Raw genomic sequence first — 19,964 nt, 5'->3', positions numbered from 1 at the left:
GTTCGCCCGCGAGATCACCCACCGGCTGCAACCACCAACGCCCGAACTTGGCAACTACCCGTACGCGCCCTCGAACCACCTTCGTGCCGCGATCGTGTGCAGCGGGAACGTCAGTTCCGTCGGGGCGTGCAGCAGGTGCCAGCCCGTCGTCTCCGGGGTCGGGGTCGGCCGGGGTAGGTCGGCCGCCGGGCGCGGGCGCAGCAGGCCGAAGAGGAGCAGGTGGCCGTCCGGGGCGCTGAGGGCGTCCGCCAGACGGACCTCGTCGCGGGGGGCCTCGATGCCCGTCTCCTCCGACAGTTCCCGTACGACCGCCTGCTGCCAGTCCTCGCCGTGGTCGATATAGCCGCCCGGCAGCGCGACCCCTCCGCGCCTCGGTTCGATCGTGCGGGTGATGACGACGAGCCCCGTGCCCTCGGCGTCGTACGCGGGCAGCAGCGCGACGGCGACCGGCAGCGGGTTGCGGTAGGCCGTCTCGCCGCAGGTCGCGCAGGTGCGGGGCCAGCCGGTCGGGGAGCCGTACGGGGCCCCGCAGTTGCCGCAGTGGGAGTCCATGGACACGCGCGGACTGTATCCGATCACCCTTTCCCGCAATGCCGGGAACTGGTAGAGCGTGTGGGCATGACAGGACTCGCTTCCGCTTTCCGCACCCTCGTCGCGACGGCCGCCGCGCTCTTCGCCGTCACAGCTGTCACCGCCGCCCCCGCGGCGCAGGCCGAGCCGGAGCCCAAGGCTCCCAAGGAGTTCGTGGCGTTGCGCTCCGTCGACCCGACGATCGTCCAGGAGATGCGCTATACAACCCGTCACAACTTCGTCGGTGAGCCCGTCGACGGCTATCGCCAGCCGCTCTGCATCGTCACCCGGCCCGCCGCTCAGGCCCTGCACCGGGCGCAGTTGACGCTGCTGCGGCAGGGCTATTCGCTGAAGGTGTACGACTGCTACCGCCCCCAGCGGGCCGTCGACCACTTCGTACGGTGGGCCAAGGATCTCGATGACGCGGCCATGAAGGAGGAGTTCTATCCACAGGTCGACAAATCGAGGCTGTTCGCGGACGGTTACATCGCGGAGAAGTCCGGGCACAGCCGCGGCAGTACGGTCGATCTCACCGTGGTGAAGCTTCCGGTCCTGCCGACCAGGCCGTATGTCCCGGGTGAGTCTCTCGTCCCGTGCTTCGCGCCCAAGTCGGAGCGCTTCCCTGACAATTCCGTCGACATGGGGACCGGATTCGACTGCTTCGACACCCTGTCTCATACCGATGACCCGCGAATCCAAGGCGAGCAGCGCGCCAACCGGGCGCTCCTGAAGGGCACTTTGGGCGCCGAGGGTTTTGTGAATCTGCCGGAGGAGTGGTGGCACTTCACCTTCAAGCCGGAGCCGTTCCCGGACACCTTCTTCGACTTCCCCGTCGCCCGGCGCTCGGTCGCCGGGCACTGAGGTGACGGCGTGAGAACGGGCGGCCGGGACCACCCCCGTAGGCTCCGGCCGCCCGTTCACTGAAGTCGGACGCGCCCCGGCCGTATCCGGTTCTCCGCTCAAGGAATACGGTGCGGACATGACGCAGCAGACATTCGATTCGTACGAGGAATTCTGGCCGTATTACGTCGCCATGCACTCCAGGGCGGTCACCCGCTGGGTGCATCTGACCGGCACACTGACCGGTCTCGCGGTCAGCGCGTACGGGCTGGCGCGTGGCCGGAAACGGTATGCGGCCGCGCTGCCGCTCATCGGATACGGGACGGCCTGGCCCGCGCATTTCTTCATCGAGAAGAACAATCCCGCGACCTTCGGGCATCCGGCCTGGTCACTGCGCGGCGACCTGCAGATGATCCGGATGATGCTGGCGGGCAGGGACGGTGAGCTGGCCGAGATCGCCGCCAAATGGCTCGCCCTGAACCGCTGACCCGTGGCACACTTCTGACGTACCGTCAGATTGCTGGGCCGGGGAGGGACCGTGGCGCGCACGCCCGTGGTGGCCGGATGGTTCACACACGACAGCGGTGAGGAGGACTTCCGGCTGCTCGGCACCCGCTGTACGGCCTGTTCATCCGTCTTCTTCCCGCGCGAGGACTCCTTCTGCCGCAATCCTGCATGCGGGTGCGGGGAGTTGGCGGAGGTGCCCCTGTCCAAGCGGGGGCGGGTGTGGGCGTACACGGACGGGCGCTACCGCCCCCCGGCGCCGTATGTCTCCGACCCGGACACGGATTGGGAGCCGTACACCCTCGTCGCCGTCGAGCTGGAGGCCGAGCGCATGGTCGTCCTCGGCCAGGCGGTGCCGGGCGTGTCCGTCGGTGATCTCGCGGTCGGGATGGAGGTCGAGGTTGTGCCCGGCGTGCTCGACGAAACCCCGGAAACCGTCTGGACGACCTGGCACTGGCGGCCCGTGGGGGTGGCGTCATGACCGGCGATGTGGCGGTCCTCGGGGCCGGAATGCACCCCTGGGGCAAGTGGGGCCGCAGTTTCGTCCAGTACGGAACGGTCGCGGCCCGCGCCGCACTCGCCGACGCCGGGATCGACTGGCGGCAAGTGCAGTCGGTGGTCGGCGCGGACACCATGCGCTGCGGGTATCCCGGTTACGTGGCGGGGGCGACGTTCGCGCAGGCGCTGGGCTGGCAAGGGGCACGCGTCACCAGCGTCTACGCCGCCTGCGCCTCGGGTGCGCAGGCGATCAACACCGCGCGTTCCCAGATCCTGGCGGGCATGGCCGATGTCGTGCTCGTGGTGGGCGCGGACTCGGCTCCGAAGGGTTTCTTCGCCCCGGCCGGCGGCGAGCGGCCCGACGATCCCGACTGGGTGCGCTTCCGGGTGCTCGGTGCCACCAACCCGGCCTACTTCGGGCTCTACGCACGCCGCCGCATGGCCCTGTACGGCGACTCCCCCGAGGACTTCGCGCTGGTCAAGGTGAAGAACGCGGCTGCCGGGGCGCTCAACCCCAACGCCCGCTACCGCAAGACCGTTTCGGCCGAGGATGTCGCCGCGTCCGCGGTCGTCGCCGATCCGCTACGGCTGCTCGACATCTGCGCGACCTCCGACGGCGCCGCCGCTCTGGTCTTGTCGAGCATGGACTTCGCACGGCGGCGAGGGGCCGCCGATCCGGTCCGTATCCGAGCTGTCTCCACCGTCACCCCGACCTATCCGAAGACCATGCTCGACCTCCCGGACATCGCGACCGACTCGGCGGCCGCCGTTGATCCCTTCCCGCACACCTTCCGGGCATCCATCGCCCGGGCCGCGTACGAGGAGGCGGGCATCGGGCCCGATGACCTCTCGCTGGCCGAGGTGTACGACCTCTCCACCGCCCTGGAGCTGGAGTGGTACGAGGACATCGGCCTGTGCGGGACGGGCGAGGGAGCCAAGCTGGTGCGCGAGGGTGCCACCGCGCTGGGCGGGCGTATTCCGGTCAACGTCAGCGGCGGTCTTGCGTCCTTCGGCGAGGCCGTACCCGCCCAGGCCATCGCTCAGGTCTGTGAGCTGACCTGGCAGCTGCGCGGCGCGGCCGGGGAGCGCCAGGTGCCGGGCGCGCGCACCGGAATCACAGCGAACCAGGGGCTGTTCGGCCATGGTTCGGCGGTCGTCGCCGTCCGCTGAGCCCGGCCGGAATGGCGTCTGAGCCGGGCCGGAAAGGCATGCTCCCGCTGCCTTACGTTCCCCGCTACTGTGTCAACGCACCGGCCGTGAACTGCACTTGCTGTCAACGACCTTGACGCCCCAGTAACGCCGGTGAACACTGCCTCATCGTCGGCATCGCCGCACTTCGGCACGCTCACCACGCTCGTCAAGGACGCCGGGCGGGGTACGGGACTCCCCTGCCTCCCGTCCGCAGCCATGGCACGCCATGGAGCACGCACCCTGCACGCAGGACCGGGGCCGGGCCCCGGGCGAGGGCATAGGAGCCGCCATGAGCAACGGAGACATTTTCTTAGGTGAGGTCATCGGCACCGCGATACTCATCCTATTCGGCGCCGGCGTCTGCGCCGCCGTCACCCTCCATCACTCCAAGGCCAGGGCATCGGGCTGGATCGTGATCGCCTTCGGCTGGGGCTTCGGCGTGCTGGCGGGCGCGTACACCGCCGCGCCGCTGTCGGGCGGTCATCTCAATCCGGCCGTGACGCTGGGAGTCGCCGTCGACACCGGGGAGTGGAGCAAGGTCCCGCTGTACATCCTGGCTCAGATGGTCGGCGCGATCCTCGGCGCCGTACTCGCCTATCTCGTCTACTTCGCGCAGTTCCAGGCCAACGCGGACGAGAAGAACGCCCTGCCCACGCTCGGGATCTTCTCCACCGCTCCGGAGATCCGCAATCCCGTGGCCAACATGACGACCGAGATCATCGCGACGATCGGCCTGGTGCTGCCGATACTCGCCTTCGGCAGGAACGACGGCATCGGCATCGGCCAGATACCCGGGCAGGACGCCGGCATCTACGGCTCCGGCATCTCCATCCTTCTGGTGTCGCTGCTGGTCGTAGGCATCGGTCTCTCGCTCGGCGGGCCGACCGGTTATGCCATCAACCCGGCCCGCGACCTCGGACCGCGCATCACCCACGCGCTGCTGCCGATCCCCAACAAGGGCACATCGGACTGGGGTTACGCCTGGGTCCCGGTGGCCGGACCCGTGATCGGCGGGCTGCTGGCCGGTCTCATCTTCAACGCAGCCTTCTAGGCCCTCCTTCGGGCCTCATTGACAAGGGGACGTCATGACGGACAAGTTCGTCGCCGCAATCGACCAGGGCACCACGTCCAGCCGCTGCATCATCTTCAACCAGGACGGCGCGATCGTCGCCGTCGACCAGCGTGAACACCGTCAGATCTTCCCCAGGCCCGGCTGGGTGGAGCACGACGCCACCGAGATCTGGTCCAAGGTGCAGGCCGTGGTGGCCGGGGCGATCGCCAAGGCGGGGCTGCGCGCCGACCAGCTCAGCGCGCTCGGGATCACCAACCAGCGGGAGACGACGGTCCTGTGGGACCGCGCGACCGGCAAGCCGGTGCACAACGCGATCGTATGGCAGGACACCCGTACCTCCGCGCTCTGCAACGAACTGGGCGGCACCGACGGGCAGGACCGTTTCCGCGATGCCACCGGGCTTCCGCTTGCCAGCTACTTCTCCGGGCCCAAGGCGGCTTGGCTGCTCGACAACGTGCCCGGGCTGCGCAGCCGGGCCGAGCGGGGCGAGATCGCCTTCGGCACGATCGACTCCTGGCTGATCTGGAATCTCACGGGTGGCACCGAGGGCGGCGTCCATGTCACCGACGTGACCAACGCGTCACGCACGATGCTGATGAATCTGCAGACCCTCGAATGGGATCCGGCGATCCTGTCGGCGATGAATGTGCCGCAGGTGATACTCCCGGAGATCAGGTCCTCGGCCGAGGTGTACGGGAGCGCTGTCGGGCAGCTCGACGGTGTGCCGGTGGCGTCCGCACTCGGCGACCAGCAGGCCGCGATCTTCGGACAGGCGTGCTACGACACCGGAACGGCCAAGAACACCTACGGCACTGGCAGTTTCCTGCTGCTGAACACCGGCAGCCGGCCCGTTCCCTCGAAGAGCGGGCTGATCACCACGCTGGGCTACAAGATCGGCGACGAGGCGCCGGTGTACTGCCTGGAGGGTTCGATCGCCATCACCGGGGCACTCGTCCAGTGGTTCCGGGACCAGCTCGGCATCATCCGCAGCGCCGACGAGATCGAGACGCTGGCGGCGAGCGTGGACGACAACGGCGGGGCCTACATCGTGCCCGCCTTCTCCGGGCTCTTCGCCCCGTACTGGCGCTCCGACGCACGCGGTGTCATCACCGGTCTGACGAGGTATGTCACCAAGGCGCACCTGGCACGCGCGGTTCTTGAGGCGACGAGCTGGCAGACGCGTGAGGTCGTCGACGCGATGTACCAGGACTCCGGCGTGCAGATCACCACGCTCAAGGTGGACGGCGGCATGACCGCCAACAATCTGCTGATGCAGCATCAGGCGGATGTGCTGGGGGTCCCGGTGATCCGGCCGAAGGTCTCCGAGACGACCTGTCTGGGTGCCGCGTACGCGGCGGGGCTCGCGACCGGAGTCTGGTCGGACACGGACGAGCTCAAGGCTCACTGGCAGCGTGACGTGGAATGGTCGCCGCACATGGAGGCCGAGGTGCGCGAGCGCGAGTACGGCAACTGGCGCAAGGCGGTGGAGCGCAGCTTCGGCTGGGAGGAACACGGCGCCTGACGCCACCACGACTCACGGCCCGTACCCCAGTCGGTGGGGGTACGGGCCGTGTCACACCGCTCTTCAGGTCGTGGCGTGCTCGCGCTGCCGGTCGGCGCGGGTCAGGGCATGCTCCACCACCGCCACCAGCACCTCCTTGACGGACTCCCGCTCACGCGCGTCGCACATCAGCAGCGGCACCTCGGGGTCGAGATCGAGCGCCGACCGCACCGCCTCGCCGGGGAAACGCCCCGACCCCTCGAAGCAGTTGACTGCGACCGTGAACGGAATGCCGCGGCGCTCGAAGTAGTCGATGGCCGCGAAGGAGTCCTCCAGGCGCCGGGTGTCGGCGAGGACGACCGCGCCGAGCGCGCCCTGTGCCAGCTCGTCCCAGAGGAACCAGAAGCGGTCCTGACCCGGTGTGCCGAAGATGTAGAGCACCAGGTCCTCGCGGAGCGTGATGCGCCCGAAGTCCATCGCGACGGTCGTGGTCTTCTTGCTCTCCACGCCCTCGAGGTCGTCGACGGGTCGGCCCGCCTCGCTGAGCGTCTCCTCGGTGCGCAGCGGTCTGATCTCGCTGACTGCGCCCACCAGGGTCGTCTTGCCGACGCCGAATCCACCCGCCACCAGGAGTTTCAGCGTGACTGGTTCGATGGGCGGCTTTCGGCGGCTAGAGCGCCCGAAGACCATTGATCACCTCGCGGAGAATGCTCACATCCGGCAGCTCGGCCGGCGGAACGGGACGGGTTACATGCACCAGGGCGTCCTCGACGAGGTCGCCGACCAGGACGCGGACGACCCCGACGGGGAGGTCCAGGGTGGCCGCGAGTTCGGCGATCGACTGAGGGGTGTTGCCGCAGCGCTCGACGATCTCAACATGCTCGGGCGAGAGCAGTTGGTCGCGGCCGGGGTCGTCGGCCGCAAGCTCCGGAACGACCAGGGCGATCAGGTCGAGCCGGTGGCGGGTCTTACTGCTCGTCCGGCCGCGGGTCATGGCGTACGGACGGACCACGGGGCCTGCGTCGGCATCGAAGAAGTGGTGCGGGTCGGTTGCGTACTGAGCCGATTCACTCATGCCGGCCACTCATCCTCCGGCGGTCTGACCGGTCCGTGGCGCGGTGGACAGGTGGACTCCGACCCGCTTGACCATGAGCGTCATTTCGTACGCCACCAGGCCGACGTCGGAGTCCGCGTCGGTGAGCACGGCGAGACAGCTGCCGTCGCCCGCCGCCGTGACGAACAAGAACGCTTCGTCCAGCTCGACGACGGTCTGACGGACCTTGCCCGCCTCGAAGTGGCGGCCGACTCCCTTGGCCAGGCTGTGGAATCCGGAGGCGACGGCCGCGAGATGCTCGCTGTCCTCGCGGGTGAGATCCCGGGATGTGCCGGTGGCCAGGCCGTCGCCGGAGAGCACGAGCGCCTTGCGGATGCTGGCGACGCGGTCGACGAGTTCGTCGAGGAGCCAGTTGAGCTCGCCCGCCCCCTGGGTGGTCGGCCTGGCCCCCGTGGCGTTGAATGGTGCGACGTGCGGTGCGGTCATCGACCGTCCCCCTCAGGTGTCGTTCGTGGTGCGGTCTCGCCGGGGCCGTCGGCCTGGTCGGAGTGCTCGGCCTCTTCGGCGTTCTGGCGGCGGCCGCGCTGCCAGCCTCGTTGCATGGAAGCCATACGGCTGCGTACTTGTTCCGCGTCCCGCTCGGCGTCATCTTCCGCGGCCGGGGCGGACGACTGCCGCTCCGCGGCGGCGGATTGCCTCAACTGGGGGGCAAGGCTTGCCTGGCGGACACGACGGGGCAGGCCGTCGAGCGCCGGGGCCTGTTCGGCGGCGGGCCGGGATGTCTGTTGCGGCGCGGGTGCGCCCGGGGCGGGCGCAGGTGCCGCCGGGGAGGGCGCGGGCCAGGGCGCGGGGCGCGGCTCCGGAGCATGGCGGGGCCCCGGGACCTGGCGCGGCTCCGCCTCCGGGATCTGACGCGGCGCTGCGGCCTGCCAGGGCTCGGGGGCCGGCGCGAGCGGGGGCTGGGAGGCGGCGCTCCCGGGCTCGGGGGCCGGAGCCGGATGGGTGCGGCCCCGCTCGTCCACCCTGCGGCCGTTGTCGGTGACCAGGGTCGGCGGCTTGCGCCGGGGCAGCGGTACCGGGCCGGAGCTGCTCTCGGGGGTCTGGTCCAGCGCCTGCTGGTGCTGCTCGTCGGGCGCCCCGCGCCGGCGGTCGCGTGCCCGCGCGCGGAAGATCCCGCCGCGCTCGCTCTCCGTGTCCTCGATGTCGGCGACGGAGTCGATCCCGCCGCGCACCGGCCGGTCGTCGAAGCCCAACGAGCCGACGGGGGCCTCGAGTTCGACGGGTCCGTCGAGCAGCGGTGAACCGCCCAGGCCGGTGGGCACCTTGGCGAGCGCGGAGAGCTTGCCGTCACTGCCACGCCGTCCGGCCGCGCTCTCGCTCTTGCGGTCGAGGCGGAAGCCGGTTCCCTGGGTCTCGGGAGCCTCGGTGAGCAGGGCCCCGGGGATGAAGACGACCGCGGTGGTCCCTCCGTACGGCGAAGGCTGCAGCGAGACCCGGACGTTCTGGCGCTGGGCGAGCCGGCTGACGACGAACAGGCCGAGCCTGTCGGTGTCCGAGAGTTCGAACTCGGGAGTCTCCGCGAGCCGCAGATTGGCGTCGAGCAGCACCTCGGGCGCCATGCCGAGCCCGCGGTCGTGGATTTCGAGAGTGAAGCCGTTGGCGACCCGTTCGCCGTGCACCTGAACGCCGGTGTGCGGCGGCGAGAACACCGTGGCGTTCTCCAGGAGTTCGGCGATCAAGTGTGTGAGGTCGGCGACCGCGGGACCGCCGACGCCGATGCGCGGCAGCCGGCGGACCTCGATGCGCTCGTAGTCCTCGACCTCGGCGACCGCGGCCCGTACGACGTCCATCAGCTGGATCGGCTTGCGCCACTGTCGGGAGGGGGCAGCGCCGGAGAGGATCACCAGTCCCTCGGCGTGCCGTCGCATACGGGTGGTGAGGTGGTCCAGGCGGAACAGGTCGGCGAGTTCCTCGGTGTCCTCGGTGCGGCGCTCCATGGTGTCGAGGAGGGTGAGCTGGCGGTGCAGCAGAACCTGGTTGCGCCGGGCGAGGTTGACGAAGACGTCGGAGACTCCGCGCCGCATGTCGGCCTGCCGGACAGCGGCCTCGACGGCGGCCCGCTGAAGGGTGTTGAGCGCCTGGCCCGCCTGACCGACCTCGTCCTTGTCGTACTCCAGGCGCGGTGCCTCGGTCTCGACGTCCACATGCTCACCTGCGGCGAGACGGCGCATCACACTGGGCAGTCGTACGCCGGAGACCTCGTGGGCCTCCTTGCGGAGCCGGGAGAGGTCGCGGACGAGATCACGGCCGATGCGTACGGAGACGATGACCGAGACGAGCAGCGCGAGGAAGCCGAGGACGCCTGCGACGCCCGCCTTGACGAGGACGCTGTACGCGGCGGGCTTGACGCGGTCCTGGTAGCGGACGCCCGCTTCCTTGGCCTCGCGGGAGAGTGCGTCGAGGACGGGAGTGGCCGCGGCCTGCCATCGTGCGGCTTCGGAGGCACCCGCCTTCTTGGTGGGGCCCACGGTGATCAGGCGTTCCTCGGAATCGCGGAGGGGTGCCGTCTCGGGGCTGCGCCAGAACTGCTCGTAGATCTCACGCTCGCTCGCGGGCAGGACCTCGAGATTGGTCTCGTAGTACAGCTTGCGGTTCGCGATGAAGTCGGAGAGCGCGCGGATCTCGTCGGCCGTGATCTGGCCCGTGGTCAGCGAGGAGGCGATCAGGGCGTCCTCGCGGGAGAGCATTTCCATGGCGCGGACGAGGCCGACGAGGGCGCGGGCCTCGCGTTCCAGCTCCACGTCGTTCAGGGCGTGCAGCGTCGTCAGAAAGCTGAAGCCGGGATCGATGATCCGGTTGTAGAAGTCCAGGGCCTGATTGCGGGAGATGGTGCCCGTCTCGACCGAGCGGCGCAGGGCGCTCAGTCCGTCGAGGCCCTCGACCAGCGAGCGCAGTTCCTCGCGGGTGTCGGAGCGCATGTCCTCGCGGACGCCGTCCTTCTCCATATTCGCCGTGATCTTGGCGACGGCCTTGTCGGTGGCCTGGCGCTGGCGGCGCAGAGCGGGCAGGGCGTCGGAAGACCGCCGGTCCGCAAGGTAGATGAGCGTCTGGCGGCGCTCCTTCTGGACGTCGCCGAGCGCGTCCGCCACCGGATATCCGACTTCCTCGACCACGGAGTTGACGTCGAGGAGCTGGCTGGCCTCCTGACCGGTCAGTACGGTGGCGAAGCCCCAGAGGGCGGTCAGGGAGACAAGCGGCACCAGCAACAACGCCACGATCTTCCGGCGGATGGACTTCCCGCGAAAGCGCATGGCCTCCCCCTGCTCAACCCCCGCCCGGTGCGGGTGGTGTTCCGGCAACAAACGGCGCGAGCCTACTACTGTCACACAAACAACTCGAAGGCGCGTCCGGACGATTTTCGGCCTACGACAGACGCGTTGATCATGGGTTGTCCTGGTATTCGGGGAGATGGCATTCCCGGCGGTGTCGGACCACACCTGGCGGCACGTCATCTTTCGGACGGCGGGAGATGGCTGGAATTCTTCGCTCCATCGCGCGACGGCACGGGAATCATCCGGCCTGGTCAATCGTCATTGTGTACGGGGGCACGGGGGTTCGCCGGGTCGGCGCGCACGTCGCATTCGGTTCGGCTGCGGTCCGTATTCGTTGCGGCGGCCGGAGTAAAGCAGCGGAATCCGGGCAGCCACCCTGAAGTCGGACAGAGGTGGGGAGTGACAGGGTCCATGGACACGGACGAGCGTCGCAGCGGGGTTCGGGCGGCGAGTTATGCGAATGTCCCGCGGCAACTCTGGCTGGAGGAACCGGCGGTGCGGCGGCGCATGGCCGATCCGGTCCGCACGGCAGCGGTGCGCGCGGTCATCATCGCGTCGCTGACGATGATTCAGGGGATGATCGCGTTTCTCTGCACGCTGGCCGGGTCGTGGCTGGCCTTTCCGATGGTGCTCAGCAGCGTGGGCAGCACGGTGGTGGCGACCTGGGCCGTGCTGGACGTGTGGGTGACCCGTCAGGTGTGGAACCAGCGCAACGGGGTGGTGTCGGTGCCGAGCAGCACGGCGCGCCGGTTGCGGCGTGAGCGCCGCCGTGCGCGCCGGATGGCACGGGCGGCGGCGCGCGAGAACGCGAGAATACGGCGACGCGGGGCCGGTGCGGCGGCATTCTGAGGCGTGAACGGGGGGCCTGCTCGGGCTTCGCCCCAGACCCCCCCGTAACGCGTACCGCCCAGGTCGTGGCCGGTCGATCAGGGCCCGGCAAGATCCGAACGACCGGCCCTAGTCCACCGGCTCCGCCGGGACCGGGGTTCGCTTGAACATGCGCGTTGCCGTGATCTCGCCGTGGACCGTCTCGCCCGAGGGGTCCTGCTGCGGCAGGCCCGGGCGCAGATGTTCTTCGACGCTGATGTATTTCAGGCCCGCGCGCAGATCCGCGTCATTGCGCAGCCGGATGACCAGCGGGAATTCGGCGAGGGCCGTGGTGTCGAACAGCCCTGTCGTATAGAGCAGCTGGACACCCAGCGCATCGGAGACCGCCCGCTGCAGTTCCAGCAGATACGTCGCGTTGGCCCGGCCGATCGGATTGTCCAGGAAGAGCGTGCCCGCATGGCGGTGCTTGTCCCTGCCGCGGTCGTTGCTGCGCAGCGCGGCCATCGTGCAGTAGAGGGCGATGGCAGCGGTGAGCAGCTGGCCGCCGGAGAAGACGTCGCCCATCTGCCCCACAGGGACCCGCTCGGCGCGCAGCACGGCGTCCGGCTTGAGGATTTCGACGGCGATGCCCTTGGGCTGCAGCGCTGCCTGAACACCGCGCAGCAGCAAGGACATTCCGTCCCGGCGGCCCTCCCCGTAGGCCGCTGCGGAGTTCTTCTTCACCGCCGCGCGCGTCGCCTCGTCGATGACCTCGCCCAGCCGCTCGGCGAGCGTCGCCTGGTCCGGCTCCTCGAAGCGGATGCGCAGGAACTCCTGGCCGGACCACTCGCCCAGCCCCTCGGGCAGCCGGGAGAGCCGCTGTGCCGAGCGGAGTGTCGTCAGCGCGGAGTCCACCAGGCCGCGCAGCCGGTCGACGATGGTGTCGCGGTTGCGCTCCAACTGCTCCAGCTCGTCGGTCAGTACGCGCAGCCGGGGCGCGAAGGCCTCCGCCCACTTCGCCGCGTGCTCGGGCAGCGCGGCAGCGGGCAGCTCCCGGATCTGCTGGCGCGCGGGAGTGCGTACCTGCTCGTACCGGGTGGAGTTGGCATGCCGTACGAGGATGTCGCTCGCTTCCCGCACGGCCGCCTCGGCGGCGGACAGGTCGGTGGCGCAGCCGCGCAGTGAACGGCGGGCCTCCGCGGCGGAGTGACGTGCTTCCTCCAGGGTGCCGGGGTACGCCTCGGGTTCTTGGCCTTCCTCGTCGTGGTGCTCCCTCAGCAGGTCGCGCAGGAGCGCCGCGGTCTCGTCGAAGCCGCCGGCCGCGTCCTCTGCGGCCCGGTGGGCCTGGAGCAGACCGGCGTGCGCGGCACGGGCCGTCTCCAACGCGTCGGTGCGCGCTGCCAGTTCGGCCGTCGCCGTACGCAGCAGAGCCTGCGCCTGCTCGGCGTCGGCCGGGACCAGGTCGTCGGGGAGCTCGGTGTGCGACTCGCCGTCGGCGGGGGCAAGGCGCTCGGCTTCGCCACGCAGGCGGCCCAGCTTCTCGCTGGCCTCCGAAGCGCGCGACTCCAGCATCTGTACGAGGGACTCGGCGCGTGCGGCCGCCGCCTGGCGGGACGGCCCGTCGGCGCCGTCCGTGCCCTCCAGGAGCTGGGCGGCACGGGTGCGGACCTTGTTGGTGAGCCGGTCGAGCTCCGCGAGGGCGGCGCTCTCGTCGCTCTCCGCACGTGCCTGCTCGGCGCGGAGGTCGGCGCCGACGCCCACCTTCTCGTACAGCTGGGAGGCGGCGCGGTAGGCCTCCCGCAGAGCGGGAAGGGCGGTGCGCGGGGCATCCGCATCGGCCTCCGGCAGATTCTCCGGAGCCCCGGCGATCTCCGCCCGTTCGGCCCGCAGTGCGCGGGCGGTGCGGCGCGCGTCGTCCCCGGCCCGCTGGGCGGCACGGCGGTCCTCGTCGGCGGCCTTGGCCCGCTCCAGGCAGGTCGCGGCCCGGGCCTCGGACTCGGCTGCGTCGTCCGCCAGTTCACGCAGTTTCACCTGCCAGCCCGCGCGCTCGCGGAGCCGGAAGGCCAGGCCCGCGAGAGCGTCTGCGGCACGGCGGGCGCGCTGCGCCGCCTCCTGGCGCTCGTCGCGCACCCGGGCGGCGTCCGCGGCTGCCTCGTCCGCCTCGGCGCGTGCGGTACGGGCTTCGGCGAGCGTCTCCTGCGCCTCCTGGGCTGCCGCACGGGCGCTCTGCGCGCCCTGTGCGAGCTCGGCGAGCATGCCGGGCGGGCAGTCCGCACGCCACGAGCCGAGCCGGGCCGCGAGCGAACGGTCGCCCGCGAGCCGGGCCGCGAGGGCTCGGATCTCCTCGTCGCGTGCGGTCGCGCGGGCCCGCAGCGTCTGACGCTCCTCGTCCGCCGCGTGCTCGTCGTGCATCGCCGGGTTGGGCGGTACGAGGAACACGTCCGCGTCGCCACTGCCGCCCGTACCCGGTCCGGGCACCGGCGCGAGCAGCGCGGCGGCCGTGCCGACCGCCACGGCGGAGCGGGGCAACAGCGCGGCACCGGCGAGGACTTCGCGGGCGCGGGCGTGCGAGGCGGGATCGGTGATGACCACACCGTCGACCAGCTCCGGACGCGCGGCGAGAACCGCAGCGTGGTCGGCCGGGTCGACGGCCTGCGCGAGGTAGCGCCAGCCGGGGAGGGCGGGAATGCCGTGCTCGCCGAGGTACTCGACGGTCGCGAGGACGTCGGGCCCCGGGGGCAGCAGCCCGCCGTCGCCGAGCGCGCCGAGGATGCGCGCGTCGTCGGCTGCAGCCGTGCGCAGGTCGAAGAGCTGGCGCTCGGCGGAGGCGACGTACTGGTCGAGCTGCTCGCGCAGCTCGTCGGCGTAGCGGTCCAACTCCTCGGCGGTGAGGGGATCTTCGGCTGTACGCAGGGGGTGGGCGACGGTGCGGCTGCCGGCCCCGTCGGCCGGGCCGTCGTCGGACCCGCCGTGGGCGCTGCCCCCGTTCTGCGACGAGTCCTCGGCCGTGCGGGCCGTCGCGGCAGCACCCGAGGCCTCGTCCGCACCGGCGCCCCGCCGCGGCGAAGGCACCGCCGCGTGCACCGCCGGCGGCAGGCTGAGCAGTTCCGCGAGGCGCTCGTCCTGGGCGATCGAGTCGGCCGCGCGGCGCTCCGCCTCGTAGGCATGCTCGGCGGCCAGCGCCGCGTCCGAGGCGCGGGCCGCCGCCAGTTCGGCTCGGGACTCCGCAGCGGCCGCCTCCCTCGCGCGGTCCGCCGTCGTGCGACCGGCCTCGCGTGCCACGTCCCAGGCCGCGACCGCCGTCTTCTCCGCGTCGCTGGCCGCCAGCGCGGCCCTGGCCGGGTCGGCGTCGGGTGCGGTGTCGTCGAGCCAGCCCGCCCGGACCGCCTCGGCCGTCTCCTGCTCGACCTCGCTCAGCCGCTGTCGCAGATGGCCGATCTCGCTGCGGGCGCGCTGTGCCTCGGTGGCGGCGGCCGTGGCGTCGCGGTGGGCGGCCTCGCCCGCCTCCTGGAGCGCCGCAGAGCGCTCCTCCTGCTCGTTGGCCACCCGCTCACCGTCCTCCGCCGCGGAGTGCAGTGCGCGGACGAGGTCGGCGGCGGCCTTGGCGCGGGCGGCGAGCGCGGGGGCCGCGTCCCGTTCGGCCTCGCGGATGGCGGCGGCGACCCGCGCGGAGCGGTCGCCTGCGGCGCGGTGGCGCAGCACGGCCTCGGCCGCCTGCCAGGCGGCGTGCAGCGTACGCGCGTCGGTCAGCTCACGGCGCTGCGCCGCGGCGCTCTTCTCGGCGACGGTCAGTGCCAGCGATGCGTGCCGGTAGGCCAGTTCGGCGGCGATCAGCGAACTGCGGCTGCGCGCCTGCTCGGCCTCGGTGACGGTGTGGGCGGCGGCGGTGACCTGCTGGGCGAGGTCGGCCGTACGCCCCCGCTCCTCGGCCGCCCGCAGGGAGAGCCGGCGGGCGAGCGTACGCGTACGGCGCTCGGCACCTGCGTGGATGTCCCGGGCCCTGGTCCGGGCCTCGGCCGCCTCCACGATCCGGCCGAGCAGATCGACCGAACCGGCCGTGAAGTCGCGCTCAGCGGTCAGTTCGGCGCGGCGGCCGAGCTTGTTGCCGAAGCTGCTGACGAGGTCGGCGAGTCCGTCCGTGTCGCGTGTGTCGGTGACGGCACGCAGCAGCAGGTCGGTGAAGTCGGAGTCCTTCTTGACCGCGAAGAGGCCGGCCGCCTCGCCCTCGTCGGCGTTCATCTCCCGCTGGTAGCGAAACAGTTCGGGGTCGAGACCCACTTCGCCTAGGTGTGCGTTCCAGCGGTCGTGGATCTCCTCCCAGTAGACGTCGAGGTGCGGATACGCCTTGCCCGCCTCGGTGATGGCGTCCCGGAAGCCCTTCATCGTGCGACGGCGCCCCTGCGCGCCGGACGCGCCCTCGACGGGCGTGCGGACGGCGGTCGACTCGGCCACCGGCAGCGAGTCGAGGCTGAGCCCGGGGCCCGGCCGGAAGGAATACCAGGCTTCCGCGAACTTCCGCGGGTCGTTGGAGACCTGACGGCCCCGCCACTCGCTGACCTTGCCGACCACCACCAGTTCGCCGGTGAGCGTGTGCTGCCACTCCAGGGCGACATGTCCGCAGTCGTCGGCGAGCAGGAACTTGCGGAGCACGCCGGAGCTGGCGCCGCCGAGTGTGTTGCGGTGGCCGGGCAGCATCACCGAGAAGATCAGCTTGAGCAGTACGGACTTGCCGCCGCCGTTCTCCAGGAAGAGCACGCCGGCGGGCGCGGGGCGGCGCGGCGGGCCGACCGGCTCATCCTCGAAGAACTCCGCCTGTGTGGGGGCGGGGTGGGGTACGGGCTCGCCGACTCCGCGCAGGTCGAGCACGGTGTCGGCATAGCGCGCACCGGCGGGCCCGATGGAGTAGAGGCGTACCCGGGACAGCTCGTACATGGCGGCGGACTCTCGTAAGTGGCAGGTGGGGGATCAGGCGTGGAAGGGCAGGCCCGCGTCGGCGGTCAGCTCCAGGTCGTCCGCGTCGGTCGGCGGCACGAGCGTGGCGCTGCCGTCGCTGACCGGTACGACGCCCAGTTCGAGCAGTTCGGCCATGGCCGCGCTGCCCGCCATGTCGCGTACCTGCAGCTGGTATCGGGCCGTGGTGCGGTACGCGCCTCCGGCGTCGTCGCCGGTCCGCTGGAGGAATCCGGAGTCGGTGAGGAAGGCGACGGCCTTGCCGACGATGCCGGTGGTGGATCCGGCGAGGCGGCGGGCGTCTTTGGTGGCGCCGGTGGCGCTGCGCCGTGCGTAGATCCGCCAGGCCGCTTCCAGGCCGGGCGCGTCGGTGGCCGGGTCGGTGTTCTCGCCCTGCTCGTCGGCGCGCTCTTCGAGGCGGCGACAGGCCTGGCGTACGAAGGCGTCGACGCCGTTGACCGTGATGCGGCCGATGTAGCCGTCGTCGGCGAGGTCCTCGGGGCGGGGGAAGGCCATGGCGGCGACGGCGAGATGGGCCAGGCCGTGCAGGAAGCGGTCCGCGGAGTCGGCGGAGGCGCGACGGGCGTAGTCGCCCATGCGGACGGCGAAGACGGAGTCCTCACCGGCCGCGACGGCCATTCCTGCACGCGTGGAGACTTCGAGGACGACGAGGCCGAGGCCGGTGGCGACGGCGTCCGCGAGCCGGGCGAAGGGGGCGTCTTCGCGGTAGCGGCGCAGAAGTTCGGCGTACTCGGCGTCGCGGGCGGGGAGCAGTTTGGGCTGCAGCCCGAAGGAGACGAGGCGGGCGGCGTCGGCGGCGTCGGCGGGCGTGACGGCGGCACCGGTGGCCGGTGCGGGCGCCTCTTGGACGTCCGTCTCGCGCCACGCGTGCTGCTCGGCATGGTGGTCGGTCACGGGTGCTCCTGCGGCAGGTCTGCGGTGAGGGGGTGGGGTGCGGGTCGGGCGGTGCGCCTGCGGCGGGCATGGCCCCAGTCCCGCCCCTTCCCGAAACTGGGGGCGAGCCCCCAGACCCCCGGGACGCGCTTCGCGCGTGTCCTCAAACTCCGGACAGGCTGACATGTGCGGCCCAGCCGCACATCCGGCCCCGCCGACGATTGAGGCGCAGGGGTCCGGGGCGGAGCCCCGGGGATCGTGCTCATGCCGCCTCCGAACGCGCCGCCGCCATGCCCGCCGCGTCCAGCAGCGCCGTGCCCACGATCAGGTCCGCGCCGCCGAATTCCGGGTCGTCCAGGTCCGTGCCGTCGTCGACGGCGAACAGGAGCCGCTCCTCGCCCTGGCGGTAGGCCGTGCCGACCGGGGGGCTTGCCGCGTGGATGGCCAGCAGGGCCACCAGATACGGCAGTTCGGGGTCGCGGCGGCGCGCCTCGGCCAGCAGGCCGGAGAGGCGGCGCGGCGCGTCGTGCTCCAGGTCGAGCAGTTCCATCGCGCTCGCCAGCTGCTCCTCGCTGAAGCGGCTGTCGTCGGGCGTGGCGATGAGATCCGGTTCGGGCATCTCGGCCCCGAGGTGCTCGCGCTCCAGCGGCGGCGTGAGCAGCATGTCGACCAGATCGCCGACCCGTACGGACGACGGTGTGCGCAGCCCCGTCCCGCGGGCGAAGAACGCGTCCGTGACGCGGATCGCCGCCTCCACGGGGAGCGGCAGCAGCGGCGCCAGCAGCTGTCCGTACAGATCGAGTCCGGTCCGCGCGGTCGGGCGGGCGAAGGCCTGGCGGTCCTGTTCGGCGCGGAACAGCGGGCCCGCCTCAAGGAGCCGGGACTGCAGCTGGGTGTGACGGCGGATGCAGTCCTTGACGATGTCGACGAGCTCGGCGGCGCGGCGCTTGTGCTCGGGGTCCTCGGCTTCGTCGCGCGCCTTGCGGATGTTCGTCAGGATCGCGTTCTCATGGCGGTAGCGGTCGGCGACATGGTCGAGCGCCTCGGCGATCATGTCGGGGACGGCGTTGAGCCAGTCGACGGCACGGACATTGCGCCGGGTCGCCTCCAGGGTTCTGCGGAGCGTCTCGGCGTACTGCACGGTCCGGTATCGGGCCTGCTCCGCCGCCAGCTGGGCGTCGGCGAGCCTGCCCCGGCTGATCAGGACCTCCAGCTTCACCTCGGCCGCGATCTGGGCGCTGGTGACATCCGTGTCGAGCGCGCCGACCAGGACGTTGACCGCCTCGTCGGTCGCGCGGAGATAGACGCTGCCGCCGTATCCCGGGACTTCCTCGATGAGTTTGAAGTCGTAGTCACGGCGGGTGTAGACGCCGTCGGGGCCGAAGGTGCCGTACACCGCGCGGAAGCCGCGGTCCACGCTGCCCACGTTGATCAGGTTCTCCAGCACCCAGCGGGCGACCCGCTCGTGCTCGGCGACCGGGCGCTGCGGTGCCTGGGCGGCGACGCGCGGGAGGAGCCTGGCCACTATCTGGTCGTGGTCGGCGCCGGTGTCGAAGTCCATGTTGAGCGTGACGAGGTCGATGGCCGCGAGGGCGACCTCCGCCATCGCGTACACCGTGTACTCCCCCGCGAGATTCGCCTTGCGGGTGTCGAGGTCGTGCAGCGGCGCGGTGCACGCGAGCGCGCGCAGCCGCCGCGCCAGCCCTTCGTCGGCGGCCGGGCCCTGCGCGGGCCGCGGCGCCGCGCTGAGCTGGGGCGGAACGAATTCCGTCGAGGCAGTCGAGACAGGCGAAGTCACGCTGCACAGATTAGGTCCTCGCACTGACAACGGTCGAAACGGCGCAGAAGCGACCGTCCGGCTACGCTCCGTCCGTGTCCGTGTCCGCGTCCGTGTCCTCGTCGGCGACGAGATGCGCGTACGTCTCCACCATCTGCGTCCGCGAATCGTCGAGGTAGTCGGTGAGCAGCCGCTCGGCGCCGGTCCGGTCGCCCGCCTGAAGCGCTTCGAGGATTGCCCGGTTGCGTACGAGATAGGGCTGGTGCAGCCGTCGCGGGTTGTCCACCACGTGGAAGGCGAGCCGGAGCTCGGCCAGCACACTGCGCATCAGCTCGTCGGTGCGCGCGCTGCCGGCGAGGGCGACGAGTTCGCGGTGGAAGTGGATGTTGGCGGTCGAGACGCCCTTCCAGTCGCGCTCGCGCTCCGAGCGCTCACCGCCCGCCACGGCCGCTTCGAGCTCTTCGAGCGCGTACGGCGGCTTTCCGAGACCGTGGACGACGGCGCATTCGACCAGCAGCCGTGTGCGGTAGATGTCCACGACGTCCTGGACGGCCAGCTTCCGGACAAATACCCCACGGTTGAGCTCATGGGCGAGCAGCCGCTCGTGAGTCAGCAGCCGGAAAGCCTCCCGCAGCGTGTTGCGCGAGACGCCGAGCGCCTTGCCGATGCTGTCCTCGGAAAGGCGCTCTCCCGGCGGGAAGTAGCCCTCCGCGATGCGCGTGCGCAGGATGTCGGCGACCCTCTCCGCCGTGCTGGTGCGACCCAACAGCGGGCGGTCGTCCGCCAGTCCGCCGATCCCGGGCTCCGTCGTCCCCACAACGCCCTCTCTCCTCGCCGGCCACTCCGCCGGCGTGCGGACTCCATCGTAGAAGCAAGAACGACCCGACATGACTCTTGTCGGATCGTTCAACAATCCCCTACCTTGGCGTCACCGCACAGTCTCGACAGCACCCTCCTCCCCTTCTGCGAGGTGC

The 19,964-nt window shown here is 71.2% G+C and carries 16 protein-coding genes; 7 read left to right on the top strand and 9 right to left on the bottom strand.

Going from position 1 to position 19,964, the window contains the following annotated elements; genetic code table 11:
• Window positions 1-54 precede the first annotated feature (54 nt).
• Complete coding sequence (locus ABZS64_RS29025; RefSeq protein WP_355835914.1) at window positions 55-552, bottom strand: NUDIX domain-containing protein; 498 nt, start codon at window positions 550-552, stop codon at window positions 55-57.
• A gap of 66 nt (window positions 553-618) precedes the next feature.
• On the opposite strand from ABZS64_RS29025, the gene ABZS64_RS29020 reads away from it, so the two are divergent.
• The 6 genes from ABZS64_RS29020 (at window position 619) to glpK (ending at window position 6,197) form a co-directional block, all read left to right on the top strand.
• A complete protein-coding gene (locus ABZS64_RS29020) occupies window positions 619-1,431 on the top strand; it encodes a M15 family metallopeptidase (RefSeq protein ID WP_355835888.1) in 813 nt (270 codons plus the stop codon).
• 118 nt (window positions 1,432-1,549) lie between these two features.
• Window positions 1,550-1,897, top strand: a complete 348-nt coding sequence (locus ABZS64_RS29015) for a DUF962 domain-containing protein (protein ID WP_355835885.1) — start codon at window positions 1,550-1,552, stop codon at window positions 1,895-1,897.
• Between the two features lie 66 nt (window positions 1,898-1,963).
• Window positions 1,964-2,395 carry a zinc ribbon domain-containing protein gene (locus ABZS64_RS29010; protein ID WP_355835911.1) on the top strand — a complete coding sequence of 144 codons (432 nt, stop codon included), beginning with the start codon at window positions 1,964-1,966 and terminating at the stop codon, window positions 2,393-2,395.
• Window positions 2,392-3,582 (top strand): lipid-transfer protein, encoded by a 1,191-nt coding sequence (locus ABZS64_RS29005; RefSeq protein WP_355835882.1) that lies wholly within the window; start codon window positions 2,392-2,394, stop codon window positions 3,580-3,582. Before ABZS64_RS29010 ends, ABZS64_RS29005 begins: the two co-directional genes overlap by 4 nt.
• Window positions 3,583-3,892: 310 nt before the next feature.
• Window positions 3,893-4,654, top strand: a complete 762-nt coding sequence (locus ABZS64_RS29000) for an MIP/aquaporin family protein (protein WP_355835879.1) — start codon at window positions 3,893-3,895, stop codon at window positions 4,652-4,654.
• Between the two features lie 34 nt (window positions 4,655-4,688).
• On the top strand, window positions 4,689-6,197 hold the full coding sequence (gene glpK / locus ABZS64_RS28995) for a glycerol kinase GlpK (protein WP_355835876.1): 1,509 nt from the start codon (window positions 4,689-4,691) through the stop codon (window positions 6,195-6,197).
• A 63-nt stretch (window positions 6,198-6,260) separates the two neighbouring features.
• Here the strand turns inward: glpK and ABZS64_RS28990 are convergent, their stop codons facing one another.
• The 4 genes from ABZS64_RS28990 to ABZS64_RS28975 are packed head-to-tail and all read right to left on the bottom strand — an operon-like array spanning window position 6,261 to window position 10,541.
• Window positions 6,261-6,866, bottom strand: a complete 606-nt coding sequence (locus ABZS64_RS28990) for an ATP/GTP-binding protein (RefSeq protein WP_355835874.1) — start codon at window positions 6,864-6,866, stop codon at window positions 6,261-6,263.
• A complete protein-coding gene (locus ABZS64_RS28985) occupies window positions 6,847-7,251 on the bottom strand; it encodes a DUF742 domain-containing protein (RefSeq protein WP_355835872.1) in 405 nt (134 codons plus the stop codon). Before ABZS64_RS28985 ends, ABZS64_RS28990 begins: the two co-directional genes overlap by 20 nt.
• A 9-nt stretch (window positions 7,252-7,260) precedes the next feature.
• Window positions 7,261-7,716: a roadblock/LC7 domain-containing protein gene (locus ABZS64_RS28980; protein WP_355835869.1), complete on the bottom strand. Its 456-nt coding sequence runs from the start codon at window positions 7,714-7,716 to the stop codon at window positions 7,261-7,263.
• Entirely contained in the window at window positions 7,713-10,541 is a 2,829-nt protein-coding gene (locus ABZS64_RS28975; protein ID WP_355835866.1) for a nitrate- and nitrite sensing domain-containing protein, read from the bottom strand. Before ABZS64_RS28975 ends, ABZS64_RS28980 begins: the two co-directional genes overlap by 4 nt.
• 432 nt (window positions 10,542-10,973) lie before the next feature.
• Between ABZS64_RS28975 and ABZS64_RS28970 the strand changes: the two genes are divergently transcribed.
• Entirely contained in the window at window positions 10,974-11,411 is a 438-nt protein-coding gene (locus ABZS64_RS28970) for a hypothetical protein (protein WP_355835863.1), read from the top strand.
• 108 nt (window positions 11,412-11,519) lie between these two features.
• Here the strand turns inward: ABZS64_RS28970 and ABZS64_RS28965 are convergent, their stop codons facing one another.
• The 4 genes from ABZS64_RS28965 to ABZS64_RS28950 form a co-directional block, all read right to left on the bottom strand.
• Window positions 11,520-16,301, bottom strand: coding sequence for a hypothetical protein (locus ABZS64_RS28965; RefSeq protein WP_355835861.1), 4,782 nt, complete (start codon window positions 16,299-16,301; stop codon window positions 11,520-11,522).
• A 33-nt stretch (window positions 16,302-16,334) separates the two neighbouring features.
• Window positions 16,335-17,234, bottom strand: a complete 900-nt coding sequence (locus ABZS64_RS28960) for a hypothetical protein (RefSeq protein WP_355835858.1) — start codon at window positions 17,232-17,234, stop codon at window positions 16,335-16,337.
• Window positions 17,235-17,475: 241 nt separating this feature from the next.
• A complete protein-coding gene (locus ABZS64_RS28955) occupies window positions 17,476-19,011 on the bottom strand; it encodes a hypothetical protein (RefSeq protein WP_355835855.1) in 1,536 nt (511 codons plus the stop codon).
• Between the two features lie 61 nt (window positions 19,012-19,072).
• The gene (locus tag ABZS64_RS28950; RefSeq protein WP_355835852.1) at window positions 19,073-19,807 is read right to left on the bottom strand and encodes a GntR family transcriptional regulator; all 735 of its coding nucleotides are present in this window, start codon (window positions 19,805-19,807) and stop codon (window positions 19,073-19,075) included.
• Between the last annotated feature and the right edge of the window lie 157 nt (window positions 19,808-19,964).

Source organism: Streptomyces sp. NPDC005408 (genome assembly GCF_040606445.1).
Taxonomy (GTDB): Bacteria; Actinomycetota; Actinomycetes; order Streptomycetales; family Streptomycetaceae; genus Streptomyces.
Note: the sequence above shows the minus strand (reverse complement) of the source record. Positions and strands in the feature narration are given on the sequence as shown.

Excerpts from the sequence above, each read along its gene's own strand:
- ABZS64_RS28985 (WP_355835872.1), bottom strand. The coding sequence starts at position 7,251 with ATGAGTGAATCGGCTCAGTACGCAACCGACCCGCACCACTTCTTCGAT.
- ABZS64_RS29025 (WP_355835914.1), bottom strand. The coding sequence starts at position 552 with ATGGACTCCCACTGCGGCAACTGCGGGGCCCCGTACGGCTCCCCGACC.
- ABZS64_RS29000 (WP_355835879.1), top strand. The coding sequence starts at position 3,893 with ATGAGCAACGGAGACATTTTCTTAGGTGAGGTCATCGGCACCGCGATA.
- ABZS64_RS29020 (WP_355835888.1), top strand. The coding sequence starts at position 619 with ATGACAGGACTCGCTTCCGCTTTCCGCACCCTCGTCGCGACGGCCGCC.
- ABZS64_RS28990 (WP_355835874.1), bottom strand. The coding sequence starts at position 6,866 with ATGGTCTTCGGGCGCTCTAGCCGCCGAAAGCCGCCCATCGAACCAGTC.
- glpK (WP_355835876.1), top strand. The coding sequence starts at position 4,689 with ATGACGGACAAGTTCGTCGCCGCAATCGACCAGGGCACCACGTCCAGC.
- ABZS64_RS28970 (WP_355835863.1), top strand. The coding sequence starts at position 10,974 with ATGGACACGGACGAGCGTCGCAGCGGGGTTCGGGCGGCGAGTTATGCG.
- ABZS64_RS28965 (WP_355835861.1), bottom strand. The coding sequence starts at position 16,301 with ATGTACGAGCTGTCCCGGGTACGCCTCTACTCCATCGGGCCCGCCGGT.
- ABZS64_RS29015 (WP_355835885.1), top strand. The coding sequence starts at position 1,550 with ATGACGCAGCAGACATTCGATTCGTACGAGGAATTCTGGCCGTATTAC.
- ABZS64_RS28975 (WP_355835866.1), bottom strand. The coding sequence starts at position 10,541 with ATGCGCTTTCGCGGGAAGTCCATCCGCCGGAAGATCGTGGCGTTGTTG.
- ABZS64_RS29005 (WP_355835882.1), top strand. The coding sequence starts at position 2,392 with ATGACCGGCGATGTGGCGGTCCTCGGGGCCGGAATGCACCCCTGGGGC.
- ABZS64_RS28980 (WP_355835869.1), bottom strand. The coding sequence starts at position 7,716 with ATGACCGCACCGCACGTCGCACCATTCAACGCCACGGGGGCCAGGCCG.